This is a genomic window from Acinetobacter sp. YH12132 (assembly GCF_013418645.1).
GTDB classification, from domain to species: Bacteria; Pseudomonadota; Gammaproteobacteria; order Pseudomonadales; family Moraxellaceae; genus Acinetobacter; species Acinetobacter indicus.
The window spans coordinates 1-16,793 of the sequence record NZ_VPBR01000024.1 but is presented as its reverse complement, the minus strand read 5'-3'; the positions used below and the strand labels follow the sequence as shown (position 1 = coordinate 16,793).

Annotated in this window: 15 protein-coding genes and 5 pseudogenes; 13 read left to right on the top strand and 7 right to left on the bottom strand. The window is 39.5% G+C overall.

Annotated elements, in window-relative coordinates:
• Positions 1 to 125: 125 nt before the first annotated feature.
• Both FTU67_RS13665 and FTU67_RS13660 read left to right on the top strand, forming a co-directional pair.
• Positions 126 to 323, top strand: a pseudogene (locus FTU67_RS13665) (type II toxin-antitoxin system RelE/ParE family toxin); the annotation flags it as partial.
• A complete protein-coding gene (locus tag FTU67_RS13660) occupies positions 316 to 618 on the top strand; it encodes a helix-turn-helix domain-containing protein (protein ID WP_001140620.1) in 303 nt (100 codons plus the stop codon). The pseudogene FTU67_RS13665 and the gene FTU67_RS13660, both read left to right, overlap by 8 nt.
• Before the next feature lie 41 nt (positions 619 to 659).
• Here the strand turns inward: FTU67_RS13660 and FTU67_RS13655 are convergent.
• Positions 660 to 821 (bottom strand): annotated as a pseudogene (locus tag FTU67_RS13655) (IS6 family transposase); the annotation flags it as partial.
• A gap of 93 nt (positions 822 to 914) precedes the next feature.
• The gene (cadR, locus tag FTU67_RS13650) at positions 915 to 1,307 is read right to left on the bottom strand and encodes a Cd(II)/Pb(II)-responsive transcriptional regulator (RefSeq protein WP_000550240.1); all 393 of its coding nucleotides are present in this window, start codon (positions 1,305 to 1,307) and stop codon (positions 915 to 917) included.
• Positions 1,308 to 1,396: 89 nt separating this feature from the next.
• Between cadR and FTU67_RS13645 the strand changes: the two genes are divergently transcribed.
• Both FTU67_RS13645 and FTU67_RS13640 read left to right on the top strand, forming a co-directional pair.
• Entirely contained in the window at positions 1,397 to 2,677 is a 1,281-nt protein-coding gene (locus FTU67_RS13645; protein ID WP_005237495.1) for a cation transporter, read from the top strand.
• A 63-nt stretch (positions 2,678 to 2,740) separates the two neighbouring features.
• Entirely contained in the window at positions 2,741 to 3,445 is a 705-nt protein-coding gene (locus FTU67_RS13640; protein WP_168405870.1) for an IS6-like element IS1006 family transposase, read from the top strand.
• A 171-nt stretch (positions 3,446 to 3,616) separates the two neighbouring features.
• On the opposite strand, the gene FTU67_RS13635 is transcribed toward FTU67_RS13640, so the two are convergent.
• The 3 genes from FTU67_RS13635 to FTU67_RS13625 all read right to left on the bottom strand — a co-directional run bounded on the left by FTU67_RS13635 (position 3,617) and on the right by FTU67_RS13625 (position 5,607).
• A complete protein-coding gene (locus FTU67_RS13635) occupies positions 3,617 to 3,811 on the bottom strand; it encodes a heavy-metal-associated domain-containing protein (protein WP_004281879.1) in 195 nt (64 codons plus the stop codon).
• Positions 3,812 to 4,280: 469 nt separating this feature from the next.
• Entirely contained in the window at positions 4,281 to 5,162 is an 882-nt protein-coding gene (locus FTU67_RS13630) for a copper resistance D family protein (RefSeq protein ID WP_104988044.1), read from the bottom strand.
• A gap of 64 nt (positions 5,163 to 5,226) precedes the next feature.
• Complete coding sequence (locus FTU67_RS13625) at positions 5,227 to 5,607, bottom strand: copper resistance protein CopC (protein ID WP_004681441.1); 381 nt, start codon at positions 5,605 to 5,607, stop codon at positions 5,227 to 5,229.
• A gap of 364 nt (positions 5,608 to 5,971) precedes the next feature.
• On the opposite strand from FTU67_RS13625, the gene FTU67_RS13620 reads away from it, so the two are divergent.
• The 5 genes and pseudogenes from FTU67_RS13620 to FTU67_RS13595 all read left to right on the top strand — a co-directional run bounded on the left by FTU67_RS13620 (position 5,972) and on the right by FTU67_RS13595 (position 11,015).
• Complete coding sequence (locus FTU67_RS13620) at positions 5,972 to 6,403, top strand: hypothetical protein (RefSeq protein ID WP_005105848.1); 432 nt, start codon at positions 5,972 to 5,974, stop codon at positions 6,401 to 6,403.
• Positions 6,404 to 6,429: 26 nt separating this feature from the next.
• Positions 6,430 to 6,678, top strand: coding sequence for a DUF2933 domain-containing protein (locus FTU67_RS13615; RefSeq protein ID WP_004695740.1), 249 nt, complete (start codon positions 6,430 to 6,432; stop codon positions 6,676 to 6,678).
• Between the two features lie 20 nt (positions 6,679 to 6,698).
• A pseudogene (locus FTU67_RS13610) lies at positions 6,699 to 7,349 on the top strand (isoprenylcysteine carboxylmethyltransferase family protein).
• A gap of 11 nt (positions 7,350 to 7,360) precedes the next feature.
• A complete protein-coding gene (locus tag FTU67_RS13600; protein WP_005105854.1) occupies positions 7,361 to 9,736 on the top strand; it encodes a heavy metal translocating P-type ATPase in 2,376 nt (791 codons plus the stop codon).
• Positions 9,733 to 11,015 (top strand): annotated as a pseudogene (locus tag FTU67_RS13595) (MgtC/SapB family protein). Before FTU67_RS13600 ends, FTU67_RS13595 begins: the two are co-directional and overlap by 4 nt.
• Positions 11,016 to 11,053: 38 nt before the next feature.
• Here FTU67_RS13595 and FTU67_RS13590 read toward each other — a convergent pair.
• Together FTU67_RS13590 and FTU67_RS13585 are read right to left on the bottom strand one after the other, a co-directional pair.
• Positions 11,054 to 12,454 (bottom strand): heavy metal sensor histidine kinase, encoded by a 1,401-nt coding sequence (locus FTU67_RS13590; RefSeq protein ID WP_004763973.1) that lies wholly within the window; start codon positions 12,452 to 12,454, stop codon positions 11,054 to 11,056.
• On the bottom strand, positions 12,447 to 13,127 hold the full coding sequence (locus tag FTU67_RS13585; protein WP_004679347.1) for a heavy metal response regulator transcription factor: 681 nt from the start codon (positions 13,125 to 13,127) through the stop codon (positions 12,447 to 12,449). Before FTU67_RS13585 ends, FTU67_RS13590 begins: the two co-directional genes overlap by 8 nt.
• Before the next feature lie 148 nt (positions 13,128 to 13,275).
• Between FTU67_RS13585 and FTU67_RS13580 the strand changes: the two are divergent.
• The 4 genes and pseudogenes from FTU67_RS13580 to FTU67_RS13565 all read left to right on the top strand — a co-directional run bounded on the left by FTU67_RS13580 (position 13,276) and on the right by FTU67_RS13565 (position 16,671).
• Positions 13,276 to 13,573, top strand: a pseudogene (locus tag FTU67_RS13580) (hypothetical protein).
• Between the two features lie 89 nt (positions 13,574 to 13,662).
• Positions 13,663 to 15,519 (top strand): copper resistance system multicopper oxidase, encoded by a 1,857-nt coding sequence (locus FTU67_RS13575; RefSeq protein ID WP_156189616.1) that lies wholly within the window; start codon positions 13,663 to 13,665, stop codon positions 15,517 to 15,519.
• A complete protein-coding gene (locus FTU67_RS13570) occupies positions 15,506 to 16,426 on the top strand; it encodes a copper resistance protein B (RefSeq protein ID WP_104988042.1) in 921 nt (306 codons plus the stop codon). Before FTU67_RS13575 ends, FTU67_RS13570 begins: the two co-directional genes overlap by 14 nt.
• A 23-nt stretch (positions 16,427 to 16,449) precedes the next feature.
• Positions 16,450 to 16,671, top strand: coding sequence for a hypothetical protein (locus FTU67_RS13565; RefSeq protein WP_005180724.1), 222 nt, complete (start codon positions 16,450 to 16,452; stop codon positions 16,669 to 16,671).
• The last annotated feature ends 122 nt before the right edge of the window (positions 16,672 to 16,793 follow it).

The following is a 16,793-nucleotide window of genomic DNA, read 5'->3' as shown; positions in this document are numbered from 1 at the left end:
GATTATGCAACAAACTGGTTGTGGCATTACAACCATGAAAGACCACACCAAGCAAACAAAGGAAGGCCACCTCTAATGGCTGCTTAACCTCTACTTTTAACTTCGGTTATTTATGGGAGGATTACCATATGAAAGAACTGCGTGTTCAACATCGCGGTAGACCCTTAAGAGCTTTCTTCGCATTTGATCCCTTACGACAGGCTATTGTTCTATGTATTGCTGATAAAGGCGGTAAAAAGCGTTTTTATAAAGACATGCTGGATATTGCAGATGAACAATACCAACTTCATCTCACTACCCTAGGAGATAAATCTAATGGCTAAGACTCTGCAAGAATTGTTAGCTAGCCGCTCTCCAGAGAGCCAAGCCCGTATTCAAAAAATGGCTGATGAATTACTGCTAGAAAATCAGCTTCATCTTATTCGTGAAGAACTCGAAATTTCTCAAAAAGAGCTTGCTGAAACTTTGGGAATAAAACAGCCATCGCTTTCAGCAATAGAAAATCGTGGCAATGATCTTAAGATTTCAACCATGAAAAAGTATGTTGAGGCAATGGGTGGGAAGCTCCGTATTGATGTAGAGCTTCCAACAGGAAAACATATAGGATTTAATGTTTAACAATAAAAATGGGAGCTATAGGCTCCCATTTTTAGATTCGTATAACGTTGAACCCAACGGTAAATATTCGTGTGATCAACATTCACACCCCGTTCGGCCAGCATTTCCTGCAGTTCACGATAGCTAATGCCATGTTTACAATACCAGCGCACAGCCCAAAGAATGATTTCGCCCTGAAAATGCCGACCATGGAAAGGATTCATATGCTGCATCTTTAGCTAAAACAGTCTTCAGCTTACCATTCGTGGTTATTTGCAACAGTGCCGATTTTTTGAAAAAAGCATAGGTCTAGATAATCAAGCTAGATTTTTTAAAACTCCACATTGGTCAATTGTACATAAACCATCACAAGTACCTCTTAAATCAGATAGTTGTTCAATAAGCTTTTGTTGCTTGATTATATTTTCTCTGATAGCACTGACATGTAAGTCAATTAATTCATTCACATCTGAACAATTTTTCTCAGGTTTGTCTTTATAGGTAAGTAATTGACGAATTTCATTCAAACTCATATTTAAAGTTCGGCAATTCAAAATAAATTTAATTCGCTCAACATAGCCTACATCGTAAAGGCGGTAATTTCCTTCCGTTCTTTCCGGTTCCGGAATTAAACCTTCCTTTTCATAAAACCTAATTGTTAATACTGAACATGAGGTTTTTTTAGAGAGTTCACCAATTTTTAAATGCATTGAGTTAGTATTTCCAAAGATTCTTGACTCTATAGTAACTATAGGGATTCTAATATTCAAAGTTTATAATTTTTTTAATGGGTATAATTATGAGTGGTTGTGGATGTAGTAAAGAAACACCATGCGAAGATAAGAAATCTCAACAAGAAAATCATCCATCAATTGCAGAAGCAAACAATTCAAAGAATTGTGATAATACGCTTAGCTGTTGTGGTGAAGAGGAAGAAAAAAAATCTTCATCTCCTTGCTGTAACACTTCAAACAGTTGTGAAGATACCGCTCAATCCTGTTATGGTTCTGATCCCAAAGAAAATTTAAGCACTGAAGATATTTTAAAAGATTCGCACTACATGAGTGAATACTTAGTTCCCAAAATGGATTGTTCTGCGGAAGAACAGATGGTTCGTATGGCGCTATCTTCAATTGATGGTGTTCAAAAACTCATCTTTGATTTACCTAACCGTTCTTTAAAGGTTCTACATAATCAAAAAGATGAAAATATAACCACCAAACTTGAAGCTTTGGGTTTTGGTGCAAAGCTTGTGAAGACTGAAACTTATATAAGCAATCAACAGGCTAAGCAAACAAGTACCTACACCATTCCTAAAATGGATTGCTCTGCTGAAGAGCAAATGGTCCGTATGGCTCTTGCAGATATTGAAGCAGTTAAAGGTCTTACTTTTGATCTTCCCAATCGAAAACTGAAAGTCTTCCATAATGAAGGGATTCAGCAAATTACGGCTAAACTCGAAGGACTGGGTTTTGGGGCGAAACTTGATGAAACACAGCTTTCTTCAGGCGATATACCTAATGAACCTGATCCTGTGAGACAAGCTAAAGTACTTAAACTGTTATTAGGTATTAATGCTCTACTTTTCTTTATAGAATTCATCAGCGGTATTATTGCTGCGTCTACAGGATTGATTGCTGATTCTCTAGATATGTTTGCCGATGCAGCCGTTTATGGTATTGCGCTATATGCCGTCGGAAAAGCTGCGAAATATCAAATAAAAGCAGCCCATTTCGCAGGTTGGATTCAGTTATTACTTGCTGTTATCGTGATTGTTGATGTCATTAGACGATTCATGTTTGGAAGCGAGCCAGAATCAACGCTCATGATTGTTATTGGCCTGCTCGCACTTATAGCTAACGTGACATGCTTATATCTTATTTCTGGTCATCGAGAAGATGGCGCACATATGAAAGCCAGTTGGATTTTCTCGGCGAATGACGTTGTCGTAAATATGGGCGTTATATTTGCCGGTGTACTCGTGGCGTGGACGGGATCAGCTTATCCAGACTTAATCATTGGCATACTGGTTTCTTTATTCGTACTTAATGGTGCCCGAAAAATTTTGGCTTTGAAGTAAGGGCACTGTTGCAAATAACCACGAATGGTAAGCTGAAGACTGTTTTAGCTAAAGGTGCAGCATATGAATCCTTTCCATGGTCGGCATTTTCAGGGCGAAATCATTCTTTGGGCTGTGCGCTGGTATTGTAAATATGGCATTAGCTATCGTGAACTGCAGGAAATGCTGGCCGAACGGGGTGTGAATGTTGATCACACGACTATTTACCGTTGGGTTCAACGTTATGCTCCTGAAATAGAAAAACGTTTACGCTGGTATTGGCGTAATCCTACAGATCTGAGCTCGTTGCATATTGATGAAACCTATGTAAAAGTGAATGGACGATGGTCTTATCTGTATCGTGCAGTCGATCAACGTGGCGATACCATTGATTTTTATCTTTCTTCTAGACGTAATACCAAATCAGCATATTGTTTTTTTGGAAAAATTTTAAATAATGTGAAGAAGTGGCAAATTCCACAAGTGATCAACACGGATAAAGCACCCACATATGGACGTGCTTTATCACGGTTAAAACGGGAAGGTAAATGTCCACCAGACCTTGAGCACAGGCAGATTAAGTATAAAAATAACGTGATTGAATGTGATCATGGCAAGCTAAAGCGGATCATCAGGGCCACATTAGGATTCAAATCTATGAAGACGGCTTATGCCACAATTAAAGGTATTGAAGTCATGCGTGCACTACGTAAAGGACAAGCATCGTCATTTTATTATGGTCAGCCTCAGGGTGAAGTGTGTCTAATCGACAGGGTTTTCGGTCTCTAAGTACTTTTTAAAGGGAACATCATCGACTCAAATCTCTATTTGCAACAGTGCCGATTAGGGGGAATTCAGGGATTACTTTTATTTCAAGCAAGTACAGGTTTTATCTGTACGATGAGGAAAATAAGAGAGAGTAAAAGTGGTAAGGAATTCCCACTGTTACTCTAACAGAGATTAAGCAGGATCAGCTGTAAATCCACGCTCACTGAGAGTGGCAATGACTTGATCCTGACTCACCGTTGTGTTGATTTCAACAATACGGTTTTGTAAATCAATATCGAGTGAGGCATTCGAGTCGAGCTCTTTAATTGCGGTAGTAATGCCGCGTGCACAACCACCACAAGTCATATTAGCGATGTGAAATTTCATATGTTGCTCCTTTTTAACAAAACATTTGTTTAAAACATTAGAACAGTAACTCTAAACTTTCACCATACAACCAGCCTTTTTCTGAATCAGTTACTCGCTGTAACTTGGTCTGTTTACAACCTTACAGTTTTCTTCAGAGTATTCCAAAGAAGAGTGTTCTAATGACTACAGTAAAAGTACTTAACCAACATTAATGTGACTTTAAAATGACATTTTTGTCATCTACGATCACTCTGAAATTTATAAGATTAGTTATTTCAATCAATGGTAGTGAACTGAATAGATGAGACCGTTATGGGTTGAAGATAAGCTAAAAACCGGTGACTACCTTTATGTATAATGCCTCATGATGCGATTTTACTGTTCTGATTGTCGTAAGTTGGCAGTCCAGTAGAAACTTTATTGCTCAGCTACAAAAGATAAATGCAGTAATGTTAAATTTCCTCAATTCCCTTATTTTGAAATTCTCTTATTCAATACCCACGACAGTGGTTATATAGCCTGTTGTTAATAGAATTGATAGACCTAATAACATCTCAAATAAAATGGCATGACTAAGGTGTTTAGCGAATTTAGGATGTTGAAGACGCGGGGTGAAATACCATTTGTTGAAGGCAGCTAAAAGTAGAATACCTATAACAAAAAACATTTTAACCATGAAACCATAGCCATATGCAGTATTGATTAAGGTATTAAAATCTTTAATTAAAAGAAGAGCTACACTAGCGCCACAGGCGATTAATATCCCAACAATGAAAGCAGCAATACGTCCAAATACATGCATGCGATCTTTTAAAGGTAAACCACTTATTTCCCGGCTGGTTTTCCATAACGGATATAAAGACCCCATCCATAACGACATAACTAGAATATGGATTGATAATAAAATTTGAGCAAGTAAGGTTAAATTAGCGACATGTCCGAGCTGGGAAAAACTAAAAATAATCGGGAGAAGTAAAACACAAAATATTGAACTTCCAATTATAGAAAACTGACCTTTGTTCCTGTTAAGTTTAACCACCATGAGAAGAAGTAAAAGAGCAAAACTAATAGAACGAAGAACGTATATATACCCCGTCGGAGTATTAACCAATATATTAATATACGTGGGGTCCACCATACCTGTAATACCAGTATTGGCAAAACTACCAATCAGAATAAAAAATCCCAAGGTACTGGAAATTAGGCCTAATCCAGCGCCAATTGTAATATATTTAAGAATCGATTCTTTTAGTTCAAGATATTGTCTAAGTAAAAAATAGCAAAAGGCTCCACCAACGACAAAAGCTACACTTAAATATAAAATAACCTTAGTTAACCAAGTGGCCCACATCCAATATTCAGAAATCATTATTTTTGTCCATTCTAGAACAACATGCCAGCACCTCACTGACATGTTGAAAGGTAATCAATTCTTATTTAGTTGATTTGATAGTGAAACTATATTCACCATTCATGTTGTGACCATCTTTCCCCATTGTTGTCCAGACAACGGTATATTTACCTTTTTTCAGTTTCGGAAGAGCTACATCAAAGGATTTCTTTAAGTCATGAGTAACTTTATATTTTAAAGGAACATCTCTTCGCTGAGCATCCAGTAACTTAATATTCATCAACATAACCTCTGCACCAAAGTTAAGGGTCAAGTTCTTTGGTTGACTAAGGATAGATGCATTTTCCGCAGGAATCGCACTCACTAAACTCACATGAGCGAACGTAGTTGTAGTAGCCACAATCATCGTTGCAGCTACTACAACATTACGTAGAGCAGTCATTTTATTTTGAAATAATTTCATTTACGTTTCCTCTTGATTCGTTAGTTCATTAGAGATGACTTTATAAAATCTATATTTAATGAGACCACATCATCTCCTCTTATATTTCAATTATTAGTAAGAGACAGAAACAGGGCGATGACTTCAAAATTACATTTTTGTCATTTTTAAAAATCAATAGACTCAAGTGATAAAATTATTCAATAGAAATAAAAAAATTGACTATAACCAGCTACCACCTAAGTAAAACACCGGTGGCATAACCAGCGATCAACTTCATCAAAAGAATGAGTGGAGCAAATAAATGAAAAATACCTCTCTCTATTTGTTTGCTTCATTCATTTAAAGGTTGTATCGGCTGATCAACTGATGGAAGGAAAATATCATGACTTATATCCGCCAAACTTTACTTGCACTTTGTATAACCACTGCCGCTCTAGGTGCATTAGCCCAAAATCCTGAAGAGCATAAAACTCATCACCCAGAAAATACTCCTCCATCCACAGTCACTGTTAAAAAGACAGCTACTGGCACGATGACTCCAGACAAAATGGCTGCAATGGACCAGCACATGAAAGCGATGCAAGCCATGCATGAAAAGATGATGGCTGCAAAAAACCCGCAAGAACGTCAGAAACTTATGGCTGAGCACATGAAACTCATGCAAGGAGGTATAAGCATGATGAAACAGATGGGTAGCCAAAGCATGAATGCCAATATGGCTGACCGTCAGCAAATGATGGAAAAACGTATGGACATGATGCAATCCATGATGCAGATGATGATGGACTGTATGCCTCCGTCAGCAACTAAATAGTTACCCATGAATTAGGGGAAAGCACCATGAATCACCAACACCAAGAAAATAATTCAGTACCTAACTTCTGGTCTACACGTTATGCCATTGGTCTAATCGTGCTGGGTGGTATCGCAGCTTATTTTCTATTAACGGAACATTTAGCCCACGTTATCGGTGCTTTGCCTTATTTATTCCTTTTAGCGTGTCCACTGATGCATATTTTTATGCATGGTGGTCATGGGCATAACCACTCGCAGCAAAAAAAATCCGATATATCTGATAACAAAAAATAGCTCTTATCAGGAGATCCATCATGAATCATGCGGAATCGGCTTATGGTTTATGGACGCTGGTTATCATTAACTCAGCAGTTTTTATCATGTTCGCTTTCAGTTTTTTTAGACCTTCCACTGCGCGCGATTGGCGTACATTTGGGGTCTTTTCGGCTTTTATCATTGCTCTATTTGTCGAAATGTATGGTTTTCCTTTAACCATTTACCTGTTATCTGGTTGGCTTCAAACTCGCTTCCCTCAACTTGACTTACTTTCTCATAATGCAGGTCACTTGTGGTCAACGCTATTAGGTGAAAAAGGTGATCCACATTTTGGCATTTTGCATATCGCCAGTTACGTTTTCTTGGGCTATGGATTTTACCTGTTATCAACGTCATGGCACGTGCTGTACAACGAGCAACGTCAGCATTCTTTAGCGATCACAGGCCCTTATGCACGTATACGTCACCCATAATACGTGGCTTTTGTGATGATCTTGCTGGGTTTTTTATTGCAATGGCCAACTTTACTGACACTGATTATGTTTCCAATCCTACTCTTAATGTACAGCCGCTTGGCAATTAAGGAAGAGGCTGAAATGAGTAAACAGTTTGGCGCTGTCTATGACAGCTATGCTCAACAGACTCCGAGATTTATTCCAAAATTCGGCCATAAAACCACTTTACCATAAGAGAATTATTTATGTCAGATCAAAAAAATCATAACCAGGACCATATGGCACAGGCTACAACAGACGTACTGAAAGACCCAGTCTGTGGTATGACCGTCACTGAAGAATCGAAATACCATGAGGAATTTAAGGGGAAAACTTACTTTTTTTGCAGTGATAAATGTCAATCAAAGTTTCATAGCAGCCCGGTGCAATATATCGCTAAACCCGCAACGACGACTGCCGATGCACATACACAGCATCATCAGACTACTCAATCCGTTAATGAGACAAGCACAACAGGCACGATCATCTATACGTGCCCAATGCATCCAGAAATTAAACAAGATCATCCTGGAAACTGTCCTAAATGCGGAATGACACTGGAGCCACTCATTCCTGAATTAGAGGAAGATGAGAATCCGGAGTTACGTGATTTCCGCCGACGCTTCTGGTGGACACTGCCATTGACCATCATCGTGACTTTTTTGGCGATGTTTGGTCATCAAATGAACCTGTTCAATATGGCGGTTCAGAGCTGGATTGAACTGGTGTTGTCACTCCCAATTGTACTTTGGGCAGGTTGGCCATTTTTTTCCCGGGGTTGGCAATCGGTTGTGAATCGCAGCCCGAACATGTGGACGCTGATTGGTTTGGGCACTGGAGCTGCATTTATTTATAGTGTGGTCGCAACCATTGCACCGCAAATCTTCCCAGACTCATTTATTTCCATGGGTCGTGTCGCTGTTTACTTTGAAGCTTCAGCGGTCATCATTTCATTGACCCTACTGGGACAAATATTGGAGTTAAAAGCACGTTCGCAAACTTCTGCTGCAATTAAGTCACTCCTTGGGCTCGCTCCTAAAACAGCTCGCCGAATCCTGCCTGATGGAACTGAAGAAGATGTTCCTCTAACGCATGTCCATGTAGGAGATTTACTCAGAATTCGCCCAGGTGAAAAAGTGCCTGTGGATGGTGTAATCACTGAAGGAAGTAGTTCAGTGGATGAATCGATGCTGACAGGTGAACCTTTACCTATCACTAAACGTATCGGCGATAAAGTCATTGGAGCTACCCTGAATACCAATGGTTCATTGATCATGCGTTCAGAGAAAATTGGTTCAAGTACCATGTTATCCCAGATCGTACAGATGGTGGCGCAAGCTCAACGATCGAGAGCACCAATGCAACGTATGGCTGATCAGGTAGCAGGTTGGTTCGTCATGGCTGTAGTGACCATTGCTTTGCTTACCTTCTTTGGATGGGGACTATTCGGCCCAGAAGAATCAAGCTGGGTTTATGCATTAATCAATGCTGTGGCAGTACTCATTATTGCCTGTCCTTGTGCACTAGGCTTGGCAACTCCAATGTCTATCATGGTTGCGACGGGTCAAGGTGCTACTCATGGTGTGCTGTTCCGTGATGCAGCAGCCATTGAGAATCTACGCAAGATTGACACACTAATCATCGATAAAACAGGTACGTTAACTGAAGGACGCCCTGTATTCGATCGTGTAGTTGCCGCATCAGATTTTGACGAATCTGAAGTATTACGTTTAGCCGCCAGTCTTGATCAAGGCAGTGAACACCCGCTAGCCGAAGCGATTGTAAACGCAGCACACGAACGTGGCCTGTCTCTTGAAACACCAGATAATTTTGAATCGGGCTCAGGGATTGGTGTTCGAGGTCAAGTGGGCGATCGTCAGTTAGCTTTGGGCAACACAGCACTGATGGAGCAATTGGGTATCTCGGTACAATCTCTGATTCCGCAAGCCGAAGAGCTGCGTTCGGAAGGTGCAAGTGTGATGCATCTAGCCATCAATGGTGAATTGGCCGGTCTGCTTGCAGTATCCGATCCCATCAAAAAAAATACCCCAGAAGCACTTGCCACCCTGAAGGAAGCGGGTCTACGTATCGTGATGGCAACAGGAGATGGTCTCACCACTGCCCGTTCAGTCGCAGCACGTCTAGGCATTGATGAGGTACATGGCGAAGTCAAACCCGCAGATAAACTAGAACTGGTCAGCAAATTGCAGAAGGAAGGTCGCATCGTGGCTATGGCTGGTGATGGCATCAATGATGCACCAGCACTAGCCAAGGCTGATGTCGGTATCGCTATGGGGACCGGAACTGATGTCGCAATGAATAGTGCTCAAGTTACCTTGGTCAAGGGAGATTTACGCGGTATCGCGGTTGCCCGTTCACTTTCGGAAGCTACTGTTGGCAACATGAAACAGAACCTCATGTTTGCTTTCCTTTACAATGCTTTGGGTATCCCTATCGCGGCTGGCGTACTATATCCATTTACCGGTTGGTTGTTGTCACCGATGATTGCCGCCTTGGCTATGAGTTTGAGTTCAGCTTCAGTCATCACGAATGCCCTTCGCCTGCGAAATAAAAAGTTATGATAGAGAGTTCTTTTCTTCCACCAGATGTACCAGGTCTTATTGCAGCACTTGCCATCGGCCTGCTCATTGGTTTAGAACGAGGATGGCACGATCGTGAATTGCCCGAGGGCAGCCGAGTAGCAGGCCTACGTACCTTCACATTGACAGGATTGCTCGGAGGAGTGCTCGGTCATTTACAACCAAACTTCGGGCCTTGGCCGCTGGTCGCGGCCGTATTAGGGCTTTCCTTATTATTAACAGTGTCCTACGCGCGTACCGCAAAACTTTCCGGTAATCTAAGCGCTACCACGACGATCGCGATGCTGTTGACATTAGTTTTAGGTGCATATGCATCCCATGGTAATGTTACTTTAGCATTAACCGCGGCTGTAATCGTCGCTGTATTTTTGGATCTCAAGCCAACCTTACACGGTTGGCTACGCTTGATAGAGCATCGTGAATTAACCGCATCCCTGCAGTTGCTGGTACTTTCTGTCGTTATATTACCCTACTTACCCAATACGGGTCTGGGACCTTTTGCTGCATTAAATCCTTACCAGTTATGGTGGGCAGTGATCCTGATTGCCGGACTCTCTCTGGCAGGTCATTTTGCCATGCGGCTTACCGGTTCAGAAAGAGGCATATTCTGGACAGGTCTATTGGGTGGTTTGGCATCTTCTACAGCTGCAACTGTCGCACTGGCACGCTATACACGCCAGCACCCCGTCATGGTCAGTGCTGCTATTTCTGGAACATTGGCTGCCTGTGGCATCATGTTTTTTCGTATGGTTGTGCTGATAGGCGTCATTGAGCCAGCATTGCTAAGCACTTTTGGTGGTGCAATGATGATTGCGGGAATCCTTCTGCTGGGTATGGCATTGTGGAGACAACGCCAAATTACCAGCGCTGAAAACAACGATCGAACAATAGAAGCAATGGCTCCTTTTGATCTTGGGACAGCATTCAGCTTCGCTGCTTTCCTGGCTGTCATGGCAGTCTTGGTCCCGGCAGCAAAACAATGGTTGGGCACCAGCGGCATCTTCGTATTATCGACTATTTCTGGGCTAGCAGACGTAGATGCTATTTTAGTCTCACTTGCCCGCCTGCATAGTACTGAAGGCTTAACAACAAATGTCGCTGCTGTCGCGCTAGGGCTGGCCACACTGAGCAACATGTTAAGCAAAGCGACAATTGCATGGATGACAGGGGGGCACAGTTTGGCCGAGCTATCATATTTGGCTACACAATTGCCATGATAGGTGCTGGCGTAGCTCTGGCTCTCAGTTTGAGCTTTATGTAAGGTCAACTCGGGTAAATGGAAGATGTTCAAAAAATGAGTTAAAATGATTCCCCTTGCATGGATTCACTTTGAAAAACAATGGTAAAAATGATTCGACCATTGAGGGATTCAGCCTGGATGGTCGCCCCAAGCATATCAAGAATAGATTTTGTTATCGCGAGCCCTAAGCCGGTTCCTTCTTCTGTTCTTTGTCTAGATGCATCTGTTCGATAAAATCGATCAAATAACCTGGATAGTTGTTCAGGAGAGATTTCAGGGCCTTCATTTTCAATTGAAAATATTGTGTTATCTAAATTCTGTTGAAGTTTTATGCGTATTGTAGAATTCTTATTTCCATATTTAACTGCATTAGATAATAGATTGCTGAGTGCTCGACGTAACATAGCAGGATCACCTTTGACATTTCCAGATCCTGTTTGTTGAAGCGTCATATTTTTTTCGGCAGCTAGCGCATCATAGAAATCAAATAAGGCTGTAACTTCTTTAACCAGGTCAATATTCTGTAAGTTCTGTAATTTTAGGCCATGTTCTGCTTTTGCCAAGAAAAGCATATCGGATACCATTCGAGCCAAACGTTCTAATTCTTCTAAATTAGAAAATAGTACTTCTTGATAGGTACTGGTATCTCGTTTACGGGCAAGACATACTTGAGTTTGAGTCATTAAGTTATTAATCGGTGTTCTAATTTCATGCGCTAAATCAGATGAAAAATCGGAAAGCCTTTCTAAAGCTGATTCTAGTCTGTCGAGCATATCATTGAAGGCAATTGCTAATGATTTTAGTTCTGTTGGTGTGTGCTCAACTTCTAAACGTTCTGAAAGATGTTGGGCAGAAATGCCTTCTGCGACCTTAGCCATTTTTTGCACGGGTCTTAAACCTCTCCAGGTTGCAAACCAGCCTAAAAACATTAAACAAATCGTACCGGCTAAACCAATGTAAAAAAGTTGACGCTTAAAATCATTTAAAAAATGTAGATGTTCAGATGTATCGATCCCCACAATAATGCGTACAGATTGTATTTCAGTATTTTTGTTTATATCCGTGTTGTAGATCATGCCACGATAGGTCTTATTCTTAATTTTCCATTTAATCCAAGGGTTATTTGCTGACTTGATTAACTGTTGAGTATTAATGATTGAAGGTGTTGAACTAAATAAAATCTGACCTGCCGGTCGTTCTATTTGGACCATAAGATCATGGTGTCCAACTAAAGCATCTTTCAAATATAGATCAAGTTCTGGAGAATTTTTAGGATGCTGTTGGAGAAGATTCTGAATAAGCTGGATTTTACCTTCTAATTGGGTACGATCTTGCGTTTCAAAATGATGCATCACTAATTTATGGATGAAAAACCCCATCATAATGAGAATGCATATAGTCGATAATGAGAAAATAATACCAATACGAAAACTGATAGATTTGAATAATTTATTATTCATCTTCTACCTCTAATACATACCCCATTCCTCGAATATTCTGAATTAACTTAGGGGTAAAATTACTATCTACTTTATTTCTTAATCGTTTAATAGCGACTTCAACTACATTTGTATCACTATCAAAGTTCATATCCCAAATTTGAGATGCAATAAGTGCTCTTGGTAGAATTTCACCTCTTCTACGCATAAAAAGCTCCATAAGCGCAAATTCTTTAGCCGTCAGATCAATGCGTTGACCTGCTCGTGTTACCCGACGTTTTCTCAAATCAAGTTCTAAATCAGCAATCTTAATAATATTATTATCTTCTCTTTGTTGCCCTCGTCTAAGGAGCGTTTTTATTCGAGCTAGAAGCTCTGCAAAAGCAAAAGGCTTAACTAAATAATCATCAGCGCCTAGCTCTAATCCTTTTACTCGATCTTCGATTTGATCTCGGGCGGTAAGAAAAAGAATGGGCATTGTTTTACCGCTGCTACGAATATCATTGATAATATTCCAACCATTTAGTCCAGGTAACATCACGTCTAAAATAATTAAGTCATACTCTTCAGAAAGAGCTTGATGTTTACCCGTTAACCCATCTGTAACCCAGTCCGTAATATAGCCAGCTTCGGATAAACCTTGCTTGAGATAATCACCAGTTTTTTGTTCATCTTCAACTAATAGTATTCTCATCTCAGAATCCTAAGTTATTCATTAAAACTATAATAACGTTATAAAACATCTGATCGAGATAGATTACAAAAATGTCATTTTCAAGTCACTTAGATGTTCAGTGCTTCACTTTATTGTAGTAGCAAGAAATTAACTTTTAGAGAAACTTATGAAAACTGTAGTGCGTCGTAGTCTAACAATTTTAATGTGTGCTGGAACTTTAATTGCTGGTACTCAATCCTGGGGCAAAAGATGTATCAACCTCAAGTGCCACTAAAACGGTAAAAGCACAGGAACCTTGTACAAAACCTTGTAAAATGGAAAAAGATGACAAGACTCAGCAAGATCATAGTCAACATCAGTCTCCTAACTCATCTGACATGTCAAAAATGGATCATTCTATGATGAATATGGACCATTCTAAAATGGATCATTCAAAGATGAATATGCTTGGTAGCAATAAATAATTTTATAAATAGCGAGAAAGAAGTATTAAAGTTTATACTAAATATTTGCTTTATTACTTCAATCTTGACCTTTCTAAAGGTGAGATAGAATGTCAAAAAAGTTAAGTCATATACTCTTAATTGGAGTTGGTTTATTTTCATCAACTTGGGTAATGGCGGCAGTTAAAGAATATGATTTAACAATCGCTGAACAAACTGTAAATATCACAGGAAAACCAGTTGAGAGAATTACTGTAAATGGTAAATTCGTTGCACCACTTCTTGAATTTGAAGAAGGTGATGAGGCCGTTATCCGTGTTCACAATAAGTTAAAAAATCAGGACTCTTCAATCCATTGGCATGGCTTATTATTACCTGGAATTATGGATGGTGTACCTGGATTTAACAAATTTAATGGCATTGCCCCTAATAAAACTTATGAATATAAGTTTAAAGTCCGCCAAAATGGTACTTATTGGTATCATTCACATAGTAAAGGACAAGAACAAGACGGTTTATATGGTGCTTTTGTTATTTATCCTAAAGATAAAACTCCACTAACAGCTGCTGAAAAAACCGATAAAGATTACGTTGTTTTGCTTTCTGATTTTCATAATTCAACAAGTGATCAAATTATGAAAAATCTTAAAAAAGAAGCAGATTACTATCAGAACCGTCGCGAAACAGTATTCGATGTATTAAAACAAGTTAAACGTGATGGATTAAAGGCAACTTGGCAAGACCGCTCTATGTGGAATCGGATGCGGATGTTGAAAACAGATATGTCCGATGTGACTGGTTATACATTTTTAATGAATGGCAAAACACCTCAGCAAAACTGGACCGGTAACTTCAAAGCTGGTGAAAAAGTTCGCCTTCGTTTTATTAATGCTTCCGCTATGTCATTCTTTGATGTACGCATTCCAAACCTAAAAATGACTGTAGTCAGTGCTGATGGTCAACCTGTAAAGCCCGTTCCTGTAGATGAGTTCCGTATTGGTACTGCTGAAACCTATGATGTCATTGTGGAACCAAAACAAGCACATTACCAAATTGAAGCTGAATCTATTGATCGTACCGGTTTTTCAGTGGGAACATTACATGAAGAAAGCAGCCCAGCAGTCAAACAAATTGAGATGCCTAAATCTCGCCCTCGTGCTTTATTAACTATGGAAGATATGGGGATGAGCCATGACATGTCATCTATGAAAGGTATGGATCATGATATGTCTTCTATGAAAGGCATGAATCACGATATGTCTTCTATGAAAGGTATGGATCATGATATGTCTTCAATGAAAGATATGAATCATGATATGTCTTCTATGAAAGGCATGAATCACGATATGTCTTCTATGAAAGGTATGAATCATGATATGCCGATGAATAGCGCTACTGTTAAGGCGGCTTCAGACAAGAATGATAATACCGTATTTGGATGGGCAAATGCTTCAACACCTGAAGGTAATAAAGCATTGCAATATAGTGATTTGCAATCGTTAGATCCTCAAAAAGACACTCGTGCAGCTGAACGTGAAATAGAGATCCGTCTTGGTGGAAACATGGAGCGTTATATTTGGACAATAAATGGTAAAAAATTTAATGAAGCCGACCCACTAGTGGTGAAGTATGGTGAACGTATTCGCTTAAAATTTGTCAATGACAGTATGATGGCTCACCCAATGCACTTACATGGCATGTTTATGCAGCTTGAGAATGGTCAGGATCCAAGCAATATGCCAAACAAACATACGGTAATTGTTCCACCTGGGAAAACGATAACCACTCTACTCACAGCTGATGAGTTAGGTGAGTGGGCTATTCATTGTCACCTGCTTTACCATATGAGTGCAGGAATGATGAATAAACTCATTGTAGCCCAAGTAGACAAAGATAGTGTTTCAAAAAATATTGTTGCTCAGCCCCCAATAAATGAGAAGGGAGTAAATCCACATGCAAATCACTAAGAATTTCTTCTCAAAAACAGTCTTATCAATTGCATTAATAAGTATATCAAACTTAACTTTTGCTAATAGCAGCACTTCGGAACAAGAAAGTAATATTACAAATGGTATGAGAGTCTTATTACAGGAGTCTGGTGGCTTAAGATATAGCCCCCAAGAATTGTATCCAGAATATTATTCAATGGAAAATGCAAATGGGGGAGATAATATTATTCTGACCGCAAGAAAGAGATCAGCCCCATCTCATGATGATCATCTTAAAGAACATGGCGGACAAATTTATCAAGCAACAAAACTTGAAAATGCATGGATAGTTGATGAAGATGGTAAGGGTACACTAGGAACGAAGTTTGAAACTTTGATTGGGACAGATGAAAATCGTCTATTTATTGAAGCCAATTCGGAAAAGTCAGAAAGTAATGATCCAGAATATGCTGTATCAGCACTTTATAGCCGTAACGTAGCCCCATTTTGGGATGTACAAGCTGGGGTAAGATATAGTGAAGATAAAAATAACAGCAGCAGCGATCGAGTGGATGGGGTTATTGGTATATTAGGTCTAGCTCCTTATTTCTTTGAAACACAAGCATATCTTTATGGCGGTGAGAATAATTTTTGGGGAGCAAGTTTTGAATTAGAACGTGATTTGCTTTTAACTCAGAAACTTATTACTCAACCTTATATCGAAGCAGATGTAATATTTAGCGATGATTCTAACTATGCTGCAAAATCAGGTTTATCAGAACTAAAAACTGGTATCAAAACCCGATATGAGATTACTAAGCGAATTAAACCTTTCATTGATGTTGCTTACCAATATGAAAAAGGACAGAAAGCCACTTCTATGCAAGAGGCAACAGAGTCTGAAAAGGGATGGAAATATGGTGCAGGCATCGAATTAGTTTTTTAAAATAGTATGATTTGGATTCATGAATGGTAGCTTCGGCTACTATTCATGAATTATTACTATTTATTTTCGAATCTGTAAAACTAAAAAAGCTTAATTTTTGGTCTATTTTTATGCAGTGGTTAAAAACATGCTTAAAATTATCACTTATGAGAGTTTTTGATATGCCAACTAAAAAACCAACATCTGAGCGTGATATCGCTAAAGCAGCTGCTTATATATTGCAAGAAAGCTTTATTAAAGGGTAATCCTCCCATAAATAACCGAAGTTAAAAGTAGAGGTTAAGCAGCCATTAGAGGTGGCCTTCCTTTGTTTGCTTGGTGTGGTCTTTCATGGTTGTAATGCCACAACCAGTTTGTTGCATAATCT